Here is a 19,330-nt window from a genome sequence, read left to right as displayed (position 1 = left end):
AGCAGCGTGGCGGTCAGAATTTGAAGTTATACGTCACGGACGGAATAACCGGGAACAGTGACACCTGCCGAGCGCGATAGCCCGTCACAACGTCCGTTTCGGGGTCCTTTACCTGATCAAAATACACGAAGTAGGGATTGCGACGATTGTAGGAGTTGTATACGCTAAAAGTCAAATCCGACTCATCAAACCAACGGTTAGGCTTGAGCCGCCACACTACACCCAAATCGAGGCGGTGGTAGGGGGCTAGGCGGTACGTGTTGCGGTCGGGATAAATGGGCACAGCCACGGGCTCGGCGCCAAATATTTCCTGAAACACAAACCGCCCTTGGGGTAGCGTGGTAGGCGCACCGGAGCTGTATACAAAAGAGCCTGTCAGGTTTAGGCGCTCCGTGAGTTGGTGCAAGAGCACTACCGTTAGGTTATGGCGACGGTCATAAGTGGGGTAGAAGTCAGCGCCATTGTTGATGCCTGTTGTGCCGCGCTGGGGCGGAAAGCGGCGCTTGCTCCAGGCTAGGGTATAGCCCACCCAGCCGGTGGTGCGGCCGGTTTTCTTTTCCAGGTATAGCTCATTGCCGTAGCTCCAGCCTTTGCCAAACAGAAACTCTGCATCCAAATCAGGATTTACAAACAGCTGCGCGCCGTCGCGAAAGTCGATCTGGTTTTGGGCCCATTTGTAATACACTTCGTTGGTCAGCAAAAACTTCCCTCCACCCAACAAAAAGCTGACCCCTGTAGCCACTTGCTGAGAGCGCTGCGGCTTCACCGACTCGCGCGAAGGGTACCAGATATCAGTAGGCAAGGAGGCGCCGGAGTTCGTGACCAGGTGCACGTACTGGTACATGAGGGCATAACTGGCCTTGAGTGAGGTGTTGGGCGTGAGCGAATAGCGCGCCGCGGCTCGGGGCTCCAGGCCGCCGTAGCTGTCGGAGCCGCTCTGAAAGCCAGTAGCGCGCAGGCCGTATTCCAGCTGAAGCTTCTCGCTGGGCTGAAAATTGTCGCTGGCGTAAAGGGCAGCTTCCTGGCCCTTGTAATTCACGTCGGAACCGAAGCCAAGGCGGCCGTCTTCGCTACCCGCCTGGAGCCGGCCTACGCCAAAAACGTGGTTGGTAGCACTAGCGCCAAACTTAAGCGTGTGCCGGTCATTGGCCTGATACTCAAAATCGGTGCGCAGGGCTACATCCCGAATATCCGACGACAGGTTAAAGCTGAACTCATCCAGCTTATTGCTCACTTCATACTGATAGCGCGTGAAGGAGGCCGTGGTATTTACAAACAGCTTGGGTGAGAATACGTGGTTCCAGCGCAGGGCGCCAACTGTGTTGCCCCAAGTGAAATCGAAGTTGAAGCCGTTCGCGCTATTAAAACCAAACACGTCGCGGCCGTAGTAGCCAGTCAGGAAAATCTGGTCTTTGTCGCCGAGTTTGTAGTTGGCTTTGGCGTTATAGTCGGCGAAGTAATAGTCAGGAATAGGGTTGAATTCCGGATCGTCGGCATTGAGGCGGTTAACCTGCCGTGTAAATACATCAAAGTAAGTGCGCCGGCCCGATACGATAAAAGAGCCTTTATCTTTCACAATAGGGCCTTCTACAGTCAAGCGTGATGAAATCAAGCCGAGTCCACCGCTCACGCCTATCTTGTGGGTGTTGCCTTCGCGCAGCTTTACATCGACCACCGACGATAAACGCCCCCCAAACTGCGCCGGGAAGCCACCTTTATACAGATCTACGCTCTGAACGGCATCCGGATTGAACACCGAAAACAGGCCGAATAAATGCGAGGGGTTATACACCACAGCCTCATCCAGCAAAAACAGGTTCTGGTCGGAGGAGCCGCCGCGCACAAAAAGGCCACTGGTACCCTCGCCGCCGTTCTGCACGCCGGGCTTAAGCTGCAGGGTTTTCAGCAAATCGACTTCACCAAATAGGGCTGGCAGCAGCTTTGCTTCGCGGGTAGTGAGGCGCTCCAGGCTCATTTGAGTGGTTTGCAGCTTCTGCTGCAAGGTGCCGGAGCCTTCCACTACTACTTCGCCTAGCTCGTTGGCAGCCTCCGTTAGCGTAAAGGAAATGCGCTGGGTACGCGCCAGATTTACTTCCCGCGTGAGGTTTTGATAGCCGATAAAGGTGATGACCAATTCGTGGCGGCCAGCGGGTAAGGGAAGCGAATAAAACCCTTTCTCATCGGCCGTGACGCCGGTATTCAGGGCCGGGACGGCCACGGAAGCGCCGGGCAAAACGCCTTGGTCGGAGGCGGCGCGCACGTAGCCGCTCAGCGTAACCGTAGCCTGGGCCCAAGTCAGTGCGGGAAACGTGCACAGGATAAAAAATAGAAGAAGGAAGGGAACAGAAAGTACTACTCTACGCATAGTCAGACAACGAACAGAAATAGAAATGTGCTATGCGAGGGGACAAACATTCGGAATAGAAAGACTAAAGCAACTCACGAATATAAAGCTTATGGTTCTCAAATGTTTTGGTGCTAGCTCGCCGCCGTTGGGGCAAACCTCTTCCGCACGCCACCTACATAGCAAACCGAGGCAGGCAGCAGCCGAATAACAAATAGAACGAACAAAGGGCAGCTGGGGGGCAAAATTACCCCGCTGAAGTGAGCTTAAATAGCTAAAACGCAGAAGAGAGACCGAATTCTGCGTCTTGTTGTCCGCTCAGTTTTAGTACTGTTCAACACAAGTCGTAGAACTCAATCTCTCTTCTGTCGCCCGTCATCAGAAAGGCTAGCTTGAATCAACCTCTTAGTGAATAACCGACCCAATGGCCTGGCTGAGCTGCTGGGCGGGCACCACACCCGATTGACGCCATATGGGCTGGCCTTTATGAAACAGAATAAGTGTGGGAATACCCTGCACCCTAAACTGCTGAGCCGCCGCTGGATTCTTATCCACGTCTACTTTAATGACTTTAACCTTGCCCTGATGCTGGTTGGCAACCTGCTCCAGAATCGGCGCCATCGTTTTGCAAGGGCCGCACCAGTCGGCGTAAAAGTCCACTAACACCGGCATGCCAGGGCTACTAATAAGTTCGGCAAATGATTTCTTGGGCATAAGTTGAGTCGAGAGGAAGTTGAACCATTAAAACCTAACAGCCAGCCGGGCCAAATGCCCCCAGCTTTACTCTGCTAATACGTAGCCGCTGCCGAAAAGAAACGCCCACGTTCTCTAGGCCCATAAAAAAAGCCCGGCGCTGCAACGCCGGGCTAGTACTAAGTGAGAAAAGGAGAAAGCAAAAAAAGCGAATTATTTGCGGTTCTCCACTACGGTTACATCATTCGCCACCGCTGGAAGCTCAAAACGGCCTCCCACAACTCGTTTTCCGCCTACGCGGCACTCCCAGGCATACTTGCCAGGCATCTGCCGAGCAGCTTCACCTTTCTCTGTTTTGAAATACTCGGCCTCGGAAGGCTCGGACGGAAACAGCACGTCAATACCATTTTTGCCCTTTTCCACTTCTTTCGTCAGCAGATACTCTTTGCCCGACGTTTGATCCGTCACCACGAAAGTAGCGTTATAGGTACCCAATTGACCAAACTTATCCATTACCCCAATTTTAATGTAGGCATCAGTCGAAACGAGCCATGTTTGGGCGTGCGCTTTAGTTGGCGCCAGAACAATTAGAGCAAGAAAGAAGCCCGCTACTTTCAGCAAAAGTGCAAAGCGACGTGGTAAGCGAAGAGTAAGAGTTTGCATAGGGAAAGAAGTGAAAGTGAAAAAAACAGTAAAAGTTATGGTTGAATTATTCTTAGGAAAGTTTGAACTTCAATTAAAGTCTGGTTGATTTAATATTGTCTCAAGTGCTTGTTGAAAGCATTTAAAACGTGTAAACGGTCAGCTTATGCACTAAGTCACTAAAACCGAATATAGAATTTATTTGAGCAGACCCTTCTGTGCAAAGCTTTATTTGTTGAATATCTGGTCTCCTACATCTTACTGCTATCATCGGGCCAACTTCTTACATTATTGCATTTTATGCCTCGCCGCCGATTCGAAAATTATCCTGAGAGTTCCGCTGGTGGCTCGGACGTGCAATGTGAACTATGCGAGCGGCACGTACGCCATGTCTCGCGTCATCACTTGGTACCGCGGGAGGAAGGTGGTCGCCATGGCCCCACGGTAGCTTTGTGTCAGCCATGCCACAGCACTATTCACTTGCTGCTAACCAATCGGGAGTTGGCTAAGAATTACGCTACTGTTGAGGCGCTACGCGGCGCTGAAGAGCTGCAAAAATATCTGCATTGGGTACGCCGCAGCCGAGTAGAGCATATCTCTAACCGTCGTAAGAAAAGGTGAGGTAGGGAGTTTGTTGTTTGTTTGCGTAGTAGTAACAGGACTTTTGCCATTTCACCGTTTCGCAAACTACACTTCACCTTTGCCACACCATTTTGTTCCTTTTGCTGAAGCCCGTCAGCAGCCTACTATTTTAGTCGACAGCACCGGTTTACGGGCCTCGTTAGTACTGGCGCACTGGCGCGGCGCAGCTACACCCATAGCCCTGCGCGACGATACCAGCGCCGGCTCCGTGTTACGTGCTCTGCGCGCCCCGCACACACCCGGCTTGGAGGTAGCAGCCGTCAGCGCCAACCACTTCGACGTCGATGGGTTCGTGGGGGTGTGGAGTTTGCTCAATCCGGAGCAAGCTCTGCGTCACGAGCCGCTACTACGCCTCGTAGCCATTCTCGGTGATTTTCGGGAACTGGACTGGAACAATCCGCTGGCCGATGACGCGCTAAAGCTGGTGTGCTGGCTCAATGCCAAAGAAAAAGAGCTGTTTTACCCGCCCTTCGGCGCCCCAGTGCTGAAGCGTAGTGAAGCAGAAGCTTCAGCAGAGAAATTCGCCTGGTTTCTGCCCGCCTTTGGGGAAATCTTGGAAAACCCGGAGCAGGGCCGCGCCGCTTGGGAGCCCGAATACACGCGAGTGCAGCGCGCCATCGAGATAATGCAGAGCCCCGAAACGCGTCTTGTTCGCTACCCCGAGTTAGGTTTAATCGTGGTGCACACGCCCGAGCCACTGCCTTACTACGCCTTATTTGGCCTAAGTGCTGGCTTTGATATAGTGCTAAGCTGCTACAGCGGTAAGCGCTATGAGTTGGAATACAAATACACAACCTGGATTGACTTGGAGTCGCGCCCCACGCTGCCGCGCCTGCCGCTAAACGGTTTGGCCGCCCGCCTCAGTAGCCAAGAAATGCCCCCCAGCACCTGGGTTTTCGATGCCATCACGGACACGGGGCCACTGCTGCGCCTGGGGGGCAAAAAGCTTAGCAAAGCGCAGCGCTACGCCGACCCCTACCAACGCCCAATTGAAACATCTTCTATCAATGCTGAAACGCTAGAAAAGGAAGTCGTGGCATTTTTTCGGCAGAGGTATGCCGGCATTGAGCCCCACGGCTACTGGACTTGGGCCGAGATGAAAGCGGTGGGCAGCACGGAGTAAAAAGCCGCGCTACTCACTCTCCCCGAACCCGACAACCCGCAAGGTACTAATGCCCCCTACACCTTTGCGCACGTTGATTTGGGTGCTTACGCGCTCCTTCAGGGCTTCTACGTGCGAGATGATGCCGATCATTTTTCCCGTGCCTTGCAGAATTTCAAGGGCGGTAAGTGCCACTTCCAGTGCATCAGCATCCAGAGTGCCGAAGCCTTCGTCAATAAACAGCGTTTCGATCTGAGTTTTGTGGCCCGCCAGCTCCGATAAGCCCAGTGCCAGGGCCAGACTCACTAGAAAGCTTTCACCCCCTGAAAGTGAATTCATAGAGCGGGTGCTGTCCGCCTGATAGTGGTCCACAACCAGTAAGTCCAAGTACTCCTGGGGATTGCGCGTGATGCGGTAGCGGTCGGTGAGGCGATTGAGGTGACGGTTGGCCAACTCTGTGAGGCGCGTGAGGGTGAGGCCCTGGGCAAACTCACTGAATTTCTTGCCGTCGGCCGAGCCGATCAGTTCTGCCAACTGCCGCCAGCGTCGGGCTTCCTGTTGCTGTTTTTCCAGGGTGGCGGCCAATTCGGCGTGGCGCTCCAAGCCCTGATGATGGTCGTGGAGACGCTGCCGCCGCTGCCCTAGCTGCTGGTGCAGCTCCGCCAAATCCCGCTCCGCCGCGCGCAGCTGCTCTCGTATCATTTCTATGGGCTCAGTAGTGAGGGCGCGGGTTTGCTCTACTGCTAGCTGCTGTTGAGCCTCAGTAAGAGCGCTTTGGGTGGTAAGCAGGGCGCGCTCGTGCGATTGAAGCTGCTCGGCGAGACGGCGCGCTTCGGAGTCGGGGAGGAGGCGAGTGCCCAACTCGACCGGATTGGGGGGCAAATTGGCGGCTTGCAAATCAGCTACCATCGTGGTGTAGAGCTGGTCGCGCTCCTGCTGCTCGCGGGCTGCTTCCTGCTCCAGCTGGCGCAATTTCTCATCGGCGCGCGCAAGCTGGCTTTCGTGCTCACAAAAGGTCTGGTGGCTGCGCTCGTAGGCCTCAGTGCGGGCTTTTACCTCGTTGGCTAGCTCTCGGCGCGCCTGGGCAACATCGGCCTCGGCGAAAAACTCCCGCCGCTGCCGCCGCTGCTCCTGAATGGCCTCGTGGTGGCGGGTCAGCTCGGCCTTGCGTGTGGTGAGCCAGGCTTGGGTTTCAGTCAGCGCTTTTTTGAGTTCTTCACTCTGGGCCTGGGCGGCGATGCGCTGGTTTTCGGCCTTGTTGCGTAGCTCTTTGTGCTGCTCATACTCCGTGGTAAGGTCTTCCAACTGCTTGACTAAAGCTGGCCCATTATCACCCGTAAACGTGAGCTGAAAGTACGCCAGCATGCTCGTCACCTGCTCCCGAATTTTAGGCGCCCTGTCGCGAGCATCTTCCAGCTTCGCCGCTAGTTTTGTCAGCTCCTCCTGGGCTTGGCGCTGCTGCTGACTGGCTAGTTGCTGCTCGCCGTGGGCCTGGGTGCGACGCACGGTGGCCGCGTGGCGCTGCTCCTGTAACTCACGCAGTCGTTGCGCCAGGGTGCGAGCTTGCTTAGGCGCCATTTCTTCCTCTTCCGTGGAAAGAGGTAGTTGGGGGGCGTTTTCTGCCAATAATATTTGCCCCCCAGCATTCTCCAGCATGCCTATAGCGGTTAGTAGCTTTTGCACGCGCCCGTTCAGATTACGCACTTGCTGGCCTAAGGCTTCTTCCCGATCCTTATTGTGCTGCAAAGAGTCAGCGCTAACGGCAAGGGCGCCCAGGGCAAACGGGTGCTCAGTGGCCCCGCACAAGGGGCACGGCTCCCCAGCCGTCAAATAGTGACGGGCTTCCTCATGGCTTAAAATCAGCTGCTGGGCTTGGATAAGCAAGCGCAGATCGGTCAGGTGTTTGTCCTGCGTCGCGTGCTGGTCCTGTAAGCCAATTACGAATTGCTGCAAGCGGGCAAGCCAGGTGTCGCGCTCGGCTTCCGTTTGCCGTTGGGCTTCGGCTAAGTCGGCGGCTTGCTTTTCGGCTTCGGCTTGGTGAGTAGTGGCCTGAATTCCCACTTGCTGAGCTTGGTGCAGGGCCGCAGTCTGGGCTTTGTGCTGAGTAGTTAGCTCCAGCAACTCCCGGTCTACGTCGGCCAGGTCTTCGAGGTGGCCGTTTAGCTGGGGACGAATTTCGGGTAAGTCGATGCGGCGGGCGTGCTGGGCAAGCCAGGCCGCCAATTCCGTGAGCTGCTCACCTAGGCGACTTACCTGACTCGTGGCCTGCTCGTATTCTGCTTTTTGGCGCTTGCACTGCTCGTTGCGCTGCTCGTATTCATGCTTTTCCTTGGCGAGCTGAGCTTCTTCGGTTTGCAGAACGGCATCCAGCTTTTCTGCCTCACGCAGCTTGGGCTCTTGCGCTTCCTGAGCCGCAACAGCCTCTTTTTGGGCCTGGTGTGCCGTAGCCCGACTTGCATGCACAGCATCTAGTTGCTGCTGCAAGCGCGGGCGCTGCTCCCGCGCTTGCAGCGCTTCCAGCTGGAAGCGCTGCAAGCGCGTATCAGCAGCTTGCAGCAGCTCCCAGGGTGTGCGAAAGGGCAGTGCTTGCTCGTGGGCGGTAAGGCGCTGGCGCAGAGGGGCCAAGCTCTCGGCTTCGGTGGCAAGGGAAGTAAGTGTCGCTTCAGCACGTTGCTGTCGGGTAGCAAGGTCGGCCAGCTTCGTGAGCCAGGCTTGTGCTTCCTGCAACTGTTGCTGGGTGGCCGTGCTGACTTGTACCTGTTGCTCAATACTGGTCATTTCGGCTGCCAGCGCTGCTACTTCCTCATTCGATAATAGCGTAACGCCCGCCAAACCCGCGCGCAGAGTTTCTACCTGCTGAGCCTCCTCCTTGGCTTTTCTGAAAGCAAAAACCGAAATATCCGAGTACTTGCGCGTGTCGGTAATCTTCTCCAGCAACTGAGCCCGCTCGCCGGGACTCGACTTCAAAAATCGCGTAAACTCGCCTTGTGCCAGCAGTACCGAGCGCAGAAACTGCCGATAATCCAGGCCGCTTAGCTCCGCTACCCGGGCTGGCACCTTGGATTTGTAGCTCTCAATGATGGGCCAATTATCCTCGGGTGCGTCGGTGGGTGAGGTGGGTTCCTCGCTGAGCTCCATACGCGAATCCTGGAGCTTGCCCTCGGCTTTTTTGCGGGCTCGGTATTGACCCCACTTCGAGCGGTAGCGGCGCCCATTCACTTGAAATTCTACCTCCGCCCAACTCTCACCAGTGCCGTGGCTCATGACTTGCTCCACCCCACCCTCGTGGCGGGGCACCTGCCCATACAAAGCCAGCGTAATAGCGTCAAGAATAGTGGTCTTGCCAGCTCCTGTGGGACCAGTAATAGCGAAAAGGCCCGCGTCGGAGAGAGGCGAATGACTGAAGTCTATTTCGTGCTGTCCGCGCAGCGAGTTAAGATTGGAAAAACGGACGCGGAGTATTTTCATGTACTTATAAAACCAATATCAGACAGTCAACCAGCTGTCATGCAAAGCACAGCGAAGCATCTCGCCAGCGGTAGTAAGATTAGTAATCTGGCATCAGCATGCGAGATGCTTCGCTGTGCTCTGCATGACGTTTTTGTAAAAACGTCTACTTTTTAATGCAGCCTTTTGTAGTGTGGGCAGTACGCTCTTCTGCTACCCTTGCCGCATCAGTTCCATCAACTCATCAAACGCGCCCAATAACTCCGTGCGCGCTTCTTCTGGTTCTTCTTCCAAGCGTTTTTCGAATACTTCGCGCTCGGTAAAGTCGTGGAGGCTACGGGTGAGGGGTTCGGGCTCGTCACCGAGGGGCCGGAGGGTAAGCATGCGGAAATGACGGCGGGCTAAAACTTCCAACTGGGTGCGGTCGAGCTGGGTAATGACGGCCAGCAGCTGCTCGGCTACTTCCAGCTGCGAGAGCTCGGAGCGGACTTCTACATCGGCCCAGGCCGGGAGCTGGTAGCCGGTGTTGTCGTAGGCGGCCAAGCGTACTAGCACTTCATCTAAGGGGCCGTGAAAGCGCACCAGCCGCCGAGCGCTGGGCACGGGCAAAGCTTCGATGGTGAGGCTCTGGGGGGCAAATTCTAGCAGCAGTACTTCCTTCGGATGGTCTATTTCCGAAAAAGACAGCGGAATAGGGGAGCCAGAATAGCGAATATGCTCGCGCCCACCCACGCGCTGGGGGCGGTGCAAGTGACCCAAGGCCACATAATCAAACACCGTAGGAAAATGGTCGGCTGTGACCTGGCCTAGGTTGCCTACGTGAATGGTGCGCTCCGAATCGGAAGCCATAGCGCCAGCCGCGTATAGGTGGCCGGTAGCCAGCACGGGCACGCCAGCCGCTTTCAGTTGCCACACCATCTCTACTTCAGAGGTGCGGGCGTAGTGGTCAGCAATGCCTTGGCGAATGCGAGCTTCGCGCTCCTCGGCCGCCTCACCGGGCACGGACAAGCGCACGTCACGGTCGCGCAGGAAGGGGATGGCGCACACTACGAGGCCGGGCTTGCCGTCGGCGGTATCGAGCACGATTACCTGATCCTCAAAGCAATCGGGCACGCAGCCGACCACGTGCACGCGCAGGTGGCGGAGTAAGCGGGCCGGGGCATTGAGCGTAGCCGGAGAGTCGTGGTTGCCACCCACTACCACAATATCGCGGCAGCCAGTAGCCTGCATTTGCAGCAAAAAGGAATAGTACAGCTCCAAGGCCGCATTGGAGGGCGAGCTCGTATCGAAAATGTCGCCGGCCACGACCAGCACTTCTACCTTTTGGGTTTGGATGGTTTCGACCAGCCAGCTTAAAAAGTGCCGATGCTCCTCGGTGCGCTCGTAGCCACCATTACTAAACCGTTGACCCAGGTGCCAATCGGCGGTATGTAGTACACGCATAGACATCAAAGATAAAGCGCAATGCGCAGGTTCCCACAACGCAAAAACGCGGAGGCGCGCAGCGGGCTCCAAAACGGCCCCTGCTCACCTCCGCGTTTGTTGGCGAAAACCGACTAATGGTGCACCGTCTGCGACTGGAACTCCGTCACGGCTTCACCCAAATCTACTACCTCGACGCCCGGCAAAGCGGCTTGCAAAATGCTGCTGCCAGCCGCTGAGCGGTAACCCCCAGCGCAATGCACCAGAATTGGCTTTTCGGTGGGTACTTCCTGGACCCGCTCGCGCAACTCGGGCAGCGGGATCTTTAGAGCATCGGGGAAGATAGACTGTTGTGTTTCGGCGCGGTTGCGGATGTCAACGATGGTGAACTCCTCGGGCCGCTCACGTACGCGAGTCAGGTCAAGCTCGGGGCTGGTGGCGGGCAGCTGAGCCGGAGTGAGCATGGCACCCAGAATGTTGGTTTCGTAGCCTATTTTGGCGGCTTTGCGAATAACGGTGTCCAGGGCAATCTGAGAGTCGGCCAGCAAGTAAAACTTCTCTTTGGGGCCTACCATTGAGCCCAGCCAGGTTTCAAACTTGCCCCCGTCCATCAAATTGATCGCGCCAGGCAAGTGGCCAGCCCGAAACTGAGCAGCCGGCCGGGTATCGATTATCAATACGCCGGGTTCTAGAGTCGTTCCCGAGGGCAGGCGCGGCACGGCCCGCACACTATCCTCAAAGGGCTGAGCACCCAGGCGGTTCAGCACGACATCATGCCCAAAATACTTGGGTACAAAGGGCTGATCTTCGAGCAGAACTTTGATAAACTCCTCCTGCGACATGGGTTGCAGGGCGTAGTTGGTTTTTAGCTCTTTGCCAATGCTGCTGTCCAGGTCGGTGCTGGTTGTTTTTCCGCAGAGTGAGCCAGGGCCGTGAGCTGGGTATACTCGCGTGTTGGGGGGCAATGTCATCAGCTTTTCGCGGGTGCTGTGGTAAAGCTGGCCTGCTAGCTCTTCGCGCTTGTGGCCACCTACGTTTTCATCCTCGCGCAGGTCGGGGCGGCCTACATCGCCCACGAATAGAGTGTCGCCGGTGAATACGGCGCGGGTTTGGCCCAACTCATCCATCAGCAAAACGGAAATGCTGTCGGGCGAGTGACCAGGGGTATTAATGGCGTGCAGCTCCACGGTACCGAGGGTGATACGGTCGCCGTCGTCGAAGGACTTGTGTGGGTAAGCTGCCTTTACCAGCTTGCTGCAATAAATGGTGGCGTCGGTTTCCTCGGCTATTTCGAGGTGAGAGGAGACAAAATCGGCGTGCGGATGCGTCTCAATAACAGCCACGATAGTGGCCTCGTGCTCGTCGGCGAAATCGTAGTAAGGTTGCGGGTCGCGGGCCGGATCAATGATGGCTACTTGGCGACCGGAGCGAATAACGTAGCTAGCGTGGGCAAGGCCCTTATCATAAAACTGTTGAATTTGTACCGACCCGGTACTACTAGGCAAGGGGCTCATGGTGGTAGGTTGTGGTGGCGAGGCGACGCACCAGATAGTTGGGGTGCGGCTGACTGGTTAAGCCAGCGCTCATTTTCAAATATAACAAGGAGTAGCCCTTCTCAAGGAGAAACGACGAATATCCAACCTAAGTTTAGGTAGTAAACAAATGAGAGTCAAGTATCTACTTTGTTAAATTAAGTGTAACATCCTGCTCGGACGAGCTTTTATAGCCCGGTGTGCACCCTTGCTACTCAACCGTAACTGGCATTTTCAAGGGCTCAAAAAAGCCCCCCAGCCAACTGACTGGGGGGCTTTTTTTGAGCCTCATTGTTGAACCTAGCCGCGGGCTTTCATCCGGTCTTTGCGCTTGTTAATACGCTCGGTGCGCTGCTGGTCGTACTTGGTGTACTGGTCAGCCGAAAGGATGGCTTTGAGCTGGGCATCGTGCCGGTCGCGGGCGGCTTTGGCTTCCTCGCGGTTGGCCGCGTTTTTCGTGCGTACGGCTTGCATTTCTTTAGCCTGCGCCAGATTTAGCTGGCGCACCTTTTCCGTTTGCTCGGCAGTCAGGCTGAGTGATTTGGCCAGCTGCTGGGTGCGGGCTTCGGCGCGCTGCTCCGGGGTTTTGTTGCCTACTTGGTCGCGGTCAATGCGAATCGGGGCAGGTGTAGGAGCAGAGGTTTGGGCGTTAGCTGCGCCGGCAGTCAGGGTGAAAGCGGCGAGCAGGATGAGCATCTTTTTCATAAAAGGAGAGTCTGTGGGTGAAATTCTGCTGCTTGGATATAGGTGCCGGGCTAAGGTTTAATTGGACTGTAGCGAGGACATATTAGGCCTCCCTGTGCTACCTGAACCGGATAATCGCCTATATTCGGGCCACGCAGCCGCATTTCGGGGCCGCTAGTGCCTCTTTTTACTCCATTCTCACCTTCTACCTTTCCTCTTTTTCATTTTCTATGGCAAATATTTTCGCCAAAAAACCCCTGGCTCAGTTGCTGGGAGAAGCGAATACCTCCGGCGAAGGCACGCTGAAGCGTACCCTAGGTGCCCTGAACCTGATGGCGCTGGGCATCGGCGCTATTATCGGAGCTGGTTTGTTTGTGCGCACGGCGGCAGCGGCGGCGCAGGCCTCGGGCCCTGGCGTGACGCTGGCCTTCATCGTGGCCGCTATTGGTTGCGCCTTCGCGGGTTTGTGCTACGCCGAGTTTGCGGCCATGATTCCGATTGCCGGTTCGGCTTACACCTATGCCTACACCACCATGGGCGAGTTTGTAGCCTGGATTATCGGTTGGGCTTTGATTATGGAATACGCCTTGGGCGCGGCCACCGTATCGATTGCCTGGAGTGAATATTTGAACAAGCTTTTGGAGGAGTTTGGGACCAGTATACCCTACAATCTAAGTCACTCGCCCTTTGAAAGCTCTGTGGTAAACGGCGTAACCGAACACGGCCTGATCAACCTGCCGGCGCTGTTGGTTATCGTAGCCTTGTCGCTGCTGCTGATCAAAGGCACCCAGGAATCAGCAGCTTTCAACGCTATCATTGTGGTGGTGAAAGTAGCTATCGTATTGATTTTTATTGCTGTGGGCTGGCAGTTCATTGAGCCCGCCAACCATACGCCTTACCTGATTCCTGAGAATGCTGAGCCAGTGAAAAACGCGGCCGGCACCGTCGTGCGCGAGTACACCGCCTGGAATAAACACGGCTGGGGCGGTATCTTGGGTGGCGCAGCTATCGTGTTCTTTGCCTTCATCGGCTTCGATGCGGTGAGTACGGCAGCGCAGGAAGCAAAGAACCCTAAGCGTGATATGCCTATCGGTATTCTAGGCTCATTGGCCGTGTGTACCATTCTTTATATTCTTTTCGGTCACGTGCTGACAGGCGTAGCCAACTGGCGCGAATTTGCCGACCCAGCACTAGGCGGTGAGGCCTCCGTAACCTATGCTATTGCGCAGCACATGCCCGGCTACGAGTGGCTGGCTACGGCCGTAACTGTCGCCATTCTGGCCGGTTTCTCTTCCGTAATTCTGGTAATGCTTATGGGCCAGAGCCGCGTATTCTTCTCGATGGCCAACGACGGTCTAATGCCGAAAGCCTTCTCCGAACTGCACCCTAAGTTCCGCACCCCTTACAAGTCTAACCTGGCGCTGCTGGTGTTCGTGGGTGGTTTCGCAGCCTTCGTACCGGGCTCTTTGGCCGGTGACCTGACCTCGTTTGGTACGCTGTTGGCCTTCGTGCTAGTGTCGGCGGGCGTCTGGATTATGCGCCGCTCCGATCCAGCCCAGCATCGTCCGTTCCGCGCGCCGCTCTCGTCGCCTATCTTCCCCTTCGTGCCGATTATGGGCATTGTGGTATGCGTAGGCATGATTTTGGCCCTCGACCTGTTCACCCTGAAAGTAGCAATGGGCTGGATGATTCTCGGCTTCATCGTGTACTTCATTTACGGACAGCGCAACAGCAAATTGCAGCAAGGCATTGTAGTAGTGCCGAAAGAGATGGAAGAGCAAGCATTCATCGAGCCTGATAAAGACAACTTGTAAACTGTCTGTATCATATAGAAAAGCCCCCCAGAGAAGTTCTGGGGGGCTTTTTTCATGAAAGCACGCTTCTTCGAGCTACTTTTTCTTGTCAGCGGAGGCTGTTACTTCGCTTTGCAGCTTTACGACCTTATCGCCGTTTTCCTGCACAATCACGAAAGCCGGATTGTCAGCTGTACCATTGCGGGTGATGTCGCTGCCCTTGATTTTTTTGGTGATGGACTCCTTATGGACTTCCTCTATTTTGCCGCTGGCGGTGCCAGTGCCATATTTCCAGGTGACGGTGGTGCCTTTGCGCATGGGATGGGGTGGTTAGTGCTGAGTTGTATAAAGCATGTACTGAGGCAGCTAGCACAATGTTACAGGAAACGCAGGTGGGGTAAAGGAGATGTTTGCGAAGCGCTGCAAGCCTGTGTTGGCGGCCATAATTAATAACTACTTTAGGCGCTAATCCTCCCTAGCGCACCTCGTTTATGCTCCACTATTACCGCACCGCGTTGCTTTTGCTAGCAATAGGCCTTGCTGGCCCGGTTACTGCCCAGACAAAGCCTAAGCAATCAGCCCAGGCACGTACTATACACGAGCGGCTTTTCACCGTCGACACTCACCAAGATACCCCCGACAACAGCCTGCTCAGCCCCGGCTTCGACCTTACCCACGACCACGACCCCGACTCGGCCCAGGTCGATTTGCCCAAAATGCGCCGCGGCGGCCTCGATGCTGCTTTTTGGGTGGTATACATGGGGCAGGGCCCGCGCACCCCAGAAGGTACGGAAGCCACTCGGCAACGGGCGCAGGCCATGTTCGAGGGCATTCAAACTGCCGTAACTTCTCATCCCAAAGATCTTGCGTTAGTTACCACACCCGAAGCCGCCCGCCGGGCCGGCAAAGATGGTAAGCGGGCTATTTTCATTGGTATGGAAAACGGCTATCCCATAGGCCGCGACCTAAGCCAATTGCAAGCGTACTACAAGCAAGGCGTGCGCTACCTTACGCTCTGCCATTCCTCCAACAACGAAATCTGTGACTCCGCCACCGATCCTAAGGGCCCAGAATACCAAGGTTTGAGTTCATTTGGAGAGCAGGTAATAGCCGAAATGAACCGTTTGGGTATGATGGTCGATGTTTCGCACACTTCGGATTCCACTTTTTACGATGTGCTGCGATTGTCGCGGGTGCCGGTTATTGCGTCGCATTCCAGTTGCCGCGCCCTGGCTGATGTGCCCCGTAACCTCTCCGACGACATGCTACGCGCCCTGGCCCGCAATGGTGGCGTGATTCAGATTAACTTTTACAGTCCCTATGTGAAAACGGAGGCTAAATCGCCCGAACGAGTGGCGGCCGAGCAGGCTTTCTTCGCCAAATGGCAGATAAAAACTTCTTTAAATGTGTACGGCCTGCCGGCCGAAGACCAGAAACAGGCTTTGTCTGAACTAAGCCAGCTACAGAAGCAATTTCCGGTACCCCTAGCGACCCTTCAGGATGCCGCGAATCAGATTGACCACGCCGTGAAAGTAGCCGGCATCAACCACGTAGGCATTGGCTCCGACTTCGATGGGGGCAGCACGCTCGCCGGCCTGCGCGACGTAGGCGACTTTCCCGCCCTGACGGAGGAACTGCTGCGCCGGGGCTACTCGCGCCGCGATTTGGCTAAGATCTGGGGTGGTAACCTGTTTCGGGTGATGGACGCGGTGGATAAAGGCAAGCGCGCACCAATAGCTGCGGCTCCATGAAGTGATATTCGAGGGCGAGGTCACACAACTAGCTAATCTGCGACTTCCTTCTAAATAGCTCGGTCCCGGGTTTCAGCGCCAAGCGCTAATTATCTACATTTGAAATACTGCCTGCTTTCTCGCGGGCTGATCTGCTTCTTTGTTTCTTCTCAACCCAAAACCCTTCATGCAAACCTCTATTCCCCGTTTGGGGCTAGTGGGTGGGCTGCTGCTCGTCGGTCTCGGCGCGGTTGCTCAACCCAGTACCTATCCCCGCAATGGCGTGTACGACCAACGGCCCGGCCTGTACGCCTTCACTCACGCCACCATCTTCACCGATTACAAAACCAAGCTCACCGACGCGACCCTGCTTATTCGGGATGGCAAAGTGGAGGCGGTGGGAACCAATGTGAAGATTCCGGCCGGCGCTGTGGTGCAGGACCTAAAAGGCAAATATATCTATCCCGGCTTCGTGGATCTTGCCACCAGCTACGGCGTGCCGGAGGTGCCCGCGCCCGTGCGCGCTAATCGTCGCGTGGGTCCCCAGTTTGAGAGCAAAAAGGTAGGCGCCTACGATTGGAACCAGGCCATTCACCCCGAAACCGACGCCGCCAGTGAGTTCAAAGTAAACGACGAGCAGGCCGACGCTTACCGCAAGCTGGGCTTCGGGGCCGTGCTTACCCAGCAGCCCGACGGCATTGCCCGCGGCACGGCGGCCCTCGTAACGCTGGCCACCACCAACCGCCGCGAAACGGACGTAATTCTCACCGACCGCGCCGCCACTGGCTTTTCCTTCGACAAAGGCACCAGCACCCAGGATTATCCGGGCTCACTGATGGGTAGTATTGCCTTGCTGCGCCAAACTTACCTCGACGCCGAGTGGAATCAGCGCAATCCTGGTAAGGAGCAGAACCTGTCGCTCAGAGCTTTGCAGCAACAGCGCGGCTTGCCCCAGATATTCCAGGTAAGCGACAAGATGAACGCTTTGCGCGCCGATAAGCTCGGCGACGAGTTCAAAACCCAGTACATCATCAAAGGTCGCGGCGATGAGTACCAGCGCGTGGCCGACATCAAGGCCACCGGCGCGCCTTTTATTCTGAGCCTCAACTTCCCCGATGCCTACAACGTGGACGACGTGTACGACGCCTCGCGCATCTCGCTAGAAGAGTTGAAGCACTGGGAAATGGCCCCTGCCAATGCCGGATTGCTTGCCAAGGCCGGCGTTCCGATTGCCTTGTCGGCCAGTGACTTAAAGGATAAGAAGAAATTCCTGCCCAACCTGCGCAAGGCCATTCAATACGGTCTGACTGAGGAGCAGGCCCTGCGCGCCCTCACCGCTACGCCCGCCGAGCTGGTAAAAGCCCAAGACAAAGTAGGCAGCCTGAAGCCCGGCCTGACCGCTAACTTCCTGGTGTGCTCCAACCGCCTGTTTGCCGAGGATAATGTAATGCTCGATAATTGGGTACAGGGAGAGCGGTACCAACTCACGAATTTACCCGCCGACTACCGCGGCGTGTATACCCTACAAGTCGGTAACCGGCCGGCCGTGCAAATGCTGCTGGCTGGCAAGCCCGAGGCGCCCGAGCTAAAGATTGCTGTAGCGCCTAAAGACACCGTGCGGGGGGCAATTTCGGTGCAGGGCGACCTGGCTACCATTGTGTACAACCCTACGCCCAAAGACAAAACCACCGCCGTGCGCCTCAGCGGCTACTACACCCCCGAAACCCGGCAATTTCAGGGCGATGGCCAGCTGCCTGATGCTTCCCGCGTGAAGTGGTCGGCCAAGCGCCAGGAGGTAGCCAGCCAGGCCGCCAAGCGCGACTCGGCCAAAGCTGCCGAAGTGGTACAGCTAGGCGCTATACTCTATCCGTTCACGGCTTACGGCCGCGCGGCCATGCCCCAGCAGGAAACAGTATTGATCAAAAATGCCACCGTCTGGACCAGCGAAGCCGCGGGTAAACTGGAAGGCACCGACGTACTGCTCGTGGGGGGCAAAATTTCAAAAATTGGCAAGAACCTCTCCTCCAAAGATGCCCGCGTAATCGACGGTACCGGCAAGCACCTCACGCCCGGCATCATCGACGAGCACTCCCATATTGCCGTAACCGGCGGCGTAAACGAAGGCACTCAGGCCGTAACCTCCGAAGTGCGCATCGGCGACGTGCTCGACCCGGAAGACGTGGACCTGTACCGCGACCTGGCCGGGGGCGTAACGGCGACCCAACTGCTGCACGGCTCCGCCAACCCCATCGGGGGGCAATCTCAGCTGATTAAGCTCCGTTGGGGTGCCGCGGCCGAAGACTTGAAAGTGGCGGGCGCCGACGGCTTTATCAAGTTTGCGCTGGGCGAAAATGTGAAGCAGTCGAACTGGGGTGAGGCCAATGTGCTGCGCTTCCCGCAGTCGCGTATGGGCGTGGAGCAGGTGTTTGTTGATGCCTTCACGCGGGCTAAGGAGTACGAAAAGGAGTGGGCGGCTTATAATAAGCTTGGCAAAGGCAAGCAGAAAAAAGCCGAAGCCCCGCGCCGCGATCTGGAGCTGGACGCGCTGGTCGAAATCTTGAATAATAAGCGCTTCATCACCTGCCACAGCTACGTGCAGAGCGAAATCAACATGCTCATCAACGTGGCTGACCGCCTGGGCTTCAAGGTGAACACCTTCACCCACATTCTGGAAGGGTACAAAGTGGCCGACAAAATGAAGGCCCACGGAGCCGCCGCCAGCACCTTCGCCGACTGGTGGGGCTACAAAAACGAAGTGCGCGACGCTATTCCCTACAACGCCGCCATCATGCACGACGCCGGACTGAACGTCGCCATCAACTCCGACGACGCTGAAATGAGCCGCCGCCTTAATCAGGAAGCCGCCAAAACAGTGAAGTACGGCGGCTTATCGGAAGAGGAAGCCCTGAAGCTGGTTACCATCAACCCTGCTAAAATGCTCCACGTTGATAATAAGATGGGCAGCATCAAGGAAGGCAAAGATGCCGACGTGGTGCTGTGGAGTGCCCACCCGCTCAGCATCTACGCCCACGCCGAGCGCACCTTCGTCGATGGCCGTCAGATGTTCGACCTGGAGTCGGACAAGGCTATGCGCGCAGATATGGAAAAGGAGCGCCTGCGCATCGTGCAGAAAATGCTCGCTGCCAAGAAAAGTGGTGCTCCCACCCAAAACCCCGTAGCCAAGGCCAACGGCCATTTCCACTGCGACACAATAGGGGAGGAGAAGGAATTAGATAAGTAGCATGTCAAACTACCCTGCTCAGCAGAGAAGGGGAACTGATACTAACAAACTGACTCAT

13 protein-coding genes are annotated in these 19,330 nt (G+C 56.2%); 5 read left to right on the top strand and 8 right to left on the bottom strand.

What is annotated here, in order from left to right; all coding sequences use genetic code 11:
• Positions 1-13 precede the first annotated feature (13 nt).
• The 3 genes from ACW9KT_RS13470 to ACW9KT_RS13460 form a co-directional block, all read right to left on the bottom strand.
• On the bottom strand, positions 14-2,365 hold the full coding sequence (locus tag ACW9KT_RS13470) for a TonB-dependent receptor (RefSeq protein WP_457081217.1): 2,352 nt from the start codon (positions 2,363-2,365) through the stop codon (positions 14-16).
• A 384-nt stretch (positions 2,366-2,749) separates the two neighbouring features.
• Complete coding sequence (trxA, locus tag ACW9KT_RS13465) at positions 2,750-3,058, bottom strand: thioredoxin (RefSeq protein ID WP_457081215.1); 309 nt, start codon at positions 3,056-3,058, stop codon at positions 2,750-2,752.
• Between the two features lie 192 nt (positions 3,059-3,250).
• Positions 3,251-3,700, bottom strand: coding sequence for a hypothetical protein (locus tag ACW9KT_RS13460; protein WP_457081213.1), 450 nt, complete (start codon positions 3,698-3,700; stop codon positions 3,251-3,253).
• 279 nt (positions 3,701-3,979) lie between these two features.
• On the opposite strand from ACW9KT_RS13460, the gene ACW9KT_RS13455 reads away from it, so the two are divergent.
• Both ACW9KT_RS13455 and ACW9KT_RS13450 read left to right on the top strand, forming a co-directional pair.
• On the top strand, positions 3,980-4,300 hold the full coding sequence (locus ACW9KT_RS13455) for an HNH endonuclease (protein WP_457081212.1): 321 nt from the start codon (positions 3,980-3,982) through the stop codon (positions 4,298-4,300).
• Between the two features lie 79 nt (positions 4,301-4,379).
• The gene (locus tag ACW9KT_RS13450) at positions 4,380-5,444 is read left to right on the top strand and encodes a DUF6687 family protein (RefSeq protein ID WP_457081210.1); all 1,065 of its coding nucleotides are present in this window, start codon (positions 4,380-4,382) and stop codon (positions 5,442-5,444) included.
• A gap of 9 nt (positions 5,445-5,453) precedes the next feature.
• Here the strand turns inward: ACW9KT_RS13450 and ACW9KT_RS13445 are convergent, their stop codons facing one another.
• The 4 genes from ACW9KT_RS13445 to ACW9KT_RS13430 all read right to left on the bottom strand — a co-directional run bounded on the left by ACW9KT_RS13445 (position 5,454) and on the right by ACW9KT_RS13430 (position 12,529).
• A complete protein-coding gene (locus ACW9KT_RS13445) occupies positions 5,454-8,891 on the bottom strand; it encodes an AAA family ATPase (protein WP_457081208.1) in 3,438 nt (1,145 codons plus the stop codon).
• A 192-nt stretch (positions 8,892-9,083) separates the two neighbouring features.
• Positions 9,084-10,313, bottom strand: a complete 1,230-nt coding sequence (gene sbcD / locus ACW9KT_RS13440) for an exonuclease subunit SbcD (protein WP_457081206.1) — start codon at positions 10,311-10,313, stop codon at positions 9,084-9,086.
• Between the two features lie 113 nt (positions 10,314-10,426).
• Positions 10,427-11,806, bottom strand: coding sequence for an MBL fold metallo-hydrolase (locus tag ACW9KT_RS13435; protein WP_457081204.1), 1,380 nt, complete (start codon positions 11,804-11,806; stop codon positions 10,427-10,429).
• 318 nt (positions 11,807-12,124) lie between these two features.
• Positions 12,125-12,529 carry a hypothetical protein gene (locus ACW9KT_RS13430; protein ID WP_457081202.1) on the bottom strand — a complete coding sequence of 135 codons (405 nt, stop codon included), beginning with the start codon at positions 12,527-12,529 and terminating at the stop codon, positions 12,125-12,127.
• Between the two features lie 209 nt (positions 12,530-12,738).
• On the opposite strand from ACW9KT_RS13430, the gene ACW9KT_RS13425 reads away from it, so the two are divergent.
• Positions 12,739-14,322, top strand: coding sequence for an amino acid permease (locus ACW9KT_RS13425; protein WP_457081201.1), 1,584 nt, complete (start codon positions 12,739-12,741; stop codon positions 14,320-14,322).
• 75 nt (positions 14,323-14,397) lie between these two features.
• Here the strand turns inward: ACW9KT_RS13425 and ACW9KT_RS13420 are convergent, their stop codons facing one another.
• A complete protein-coding gene (locus ACW9KT_RS13420; protein ID WP_457081199.1) occupies positions 14,398-14,619 on the bottom strand; it encodes a DUF2945 domain-containing protein in 222 nt (73 codons plus the stop codon).
• A gap of 173 nt (positions 14,620-14,792) precedes the next feature.
• On the opposite strand from ACW9KT_RS13420, the gene ACW9KT_RS13415 reads away from it, so the two are divergent.
• Both ACW9KT_RS13415 and ACW9KT_RS13410 read left to right on the top strand, forming a co-directional pair.
• A complete protein-coding gene (locus ACW9KT_RS13415) occupies positions 14,793-16,052 on the top strand; it encodes a dipeptidase (RefSeq protein WP_457081197.1) in 1,260 nt (419 codons plus the stop codon).
• 166 nt (positions 16,053-16,218) lie between these two features.
• The gene (locus ACW9KT_RS13410) at positions 16,219-19,272 is read left to right on the top strand and encodes an amidohydrolase family protein (protein WP_457081195.1); all 3,054 of its coding nucleotides are present in this window, start codon (positions 16,219-16,221) and stop codon (positions 19,270-19,272) included.
• Positions 19,273-19,330: the final 58 nt, after the last annotated feature.

It is taken from the genome of Hymenobacter sp. HD11105 (assembly GCF_054051685.1).
This window is presented reverse-complemented; position numbering and strand designations above follow the sequence as displayed.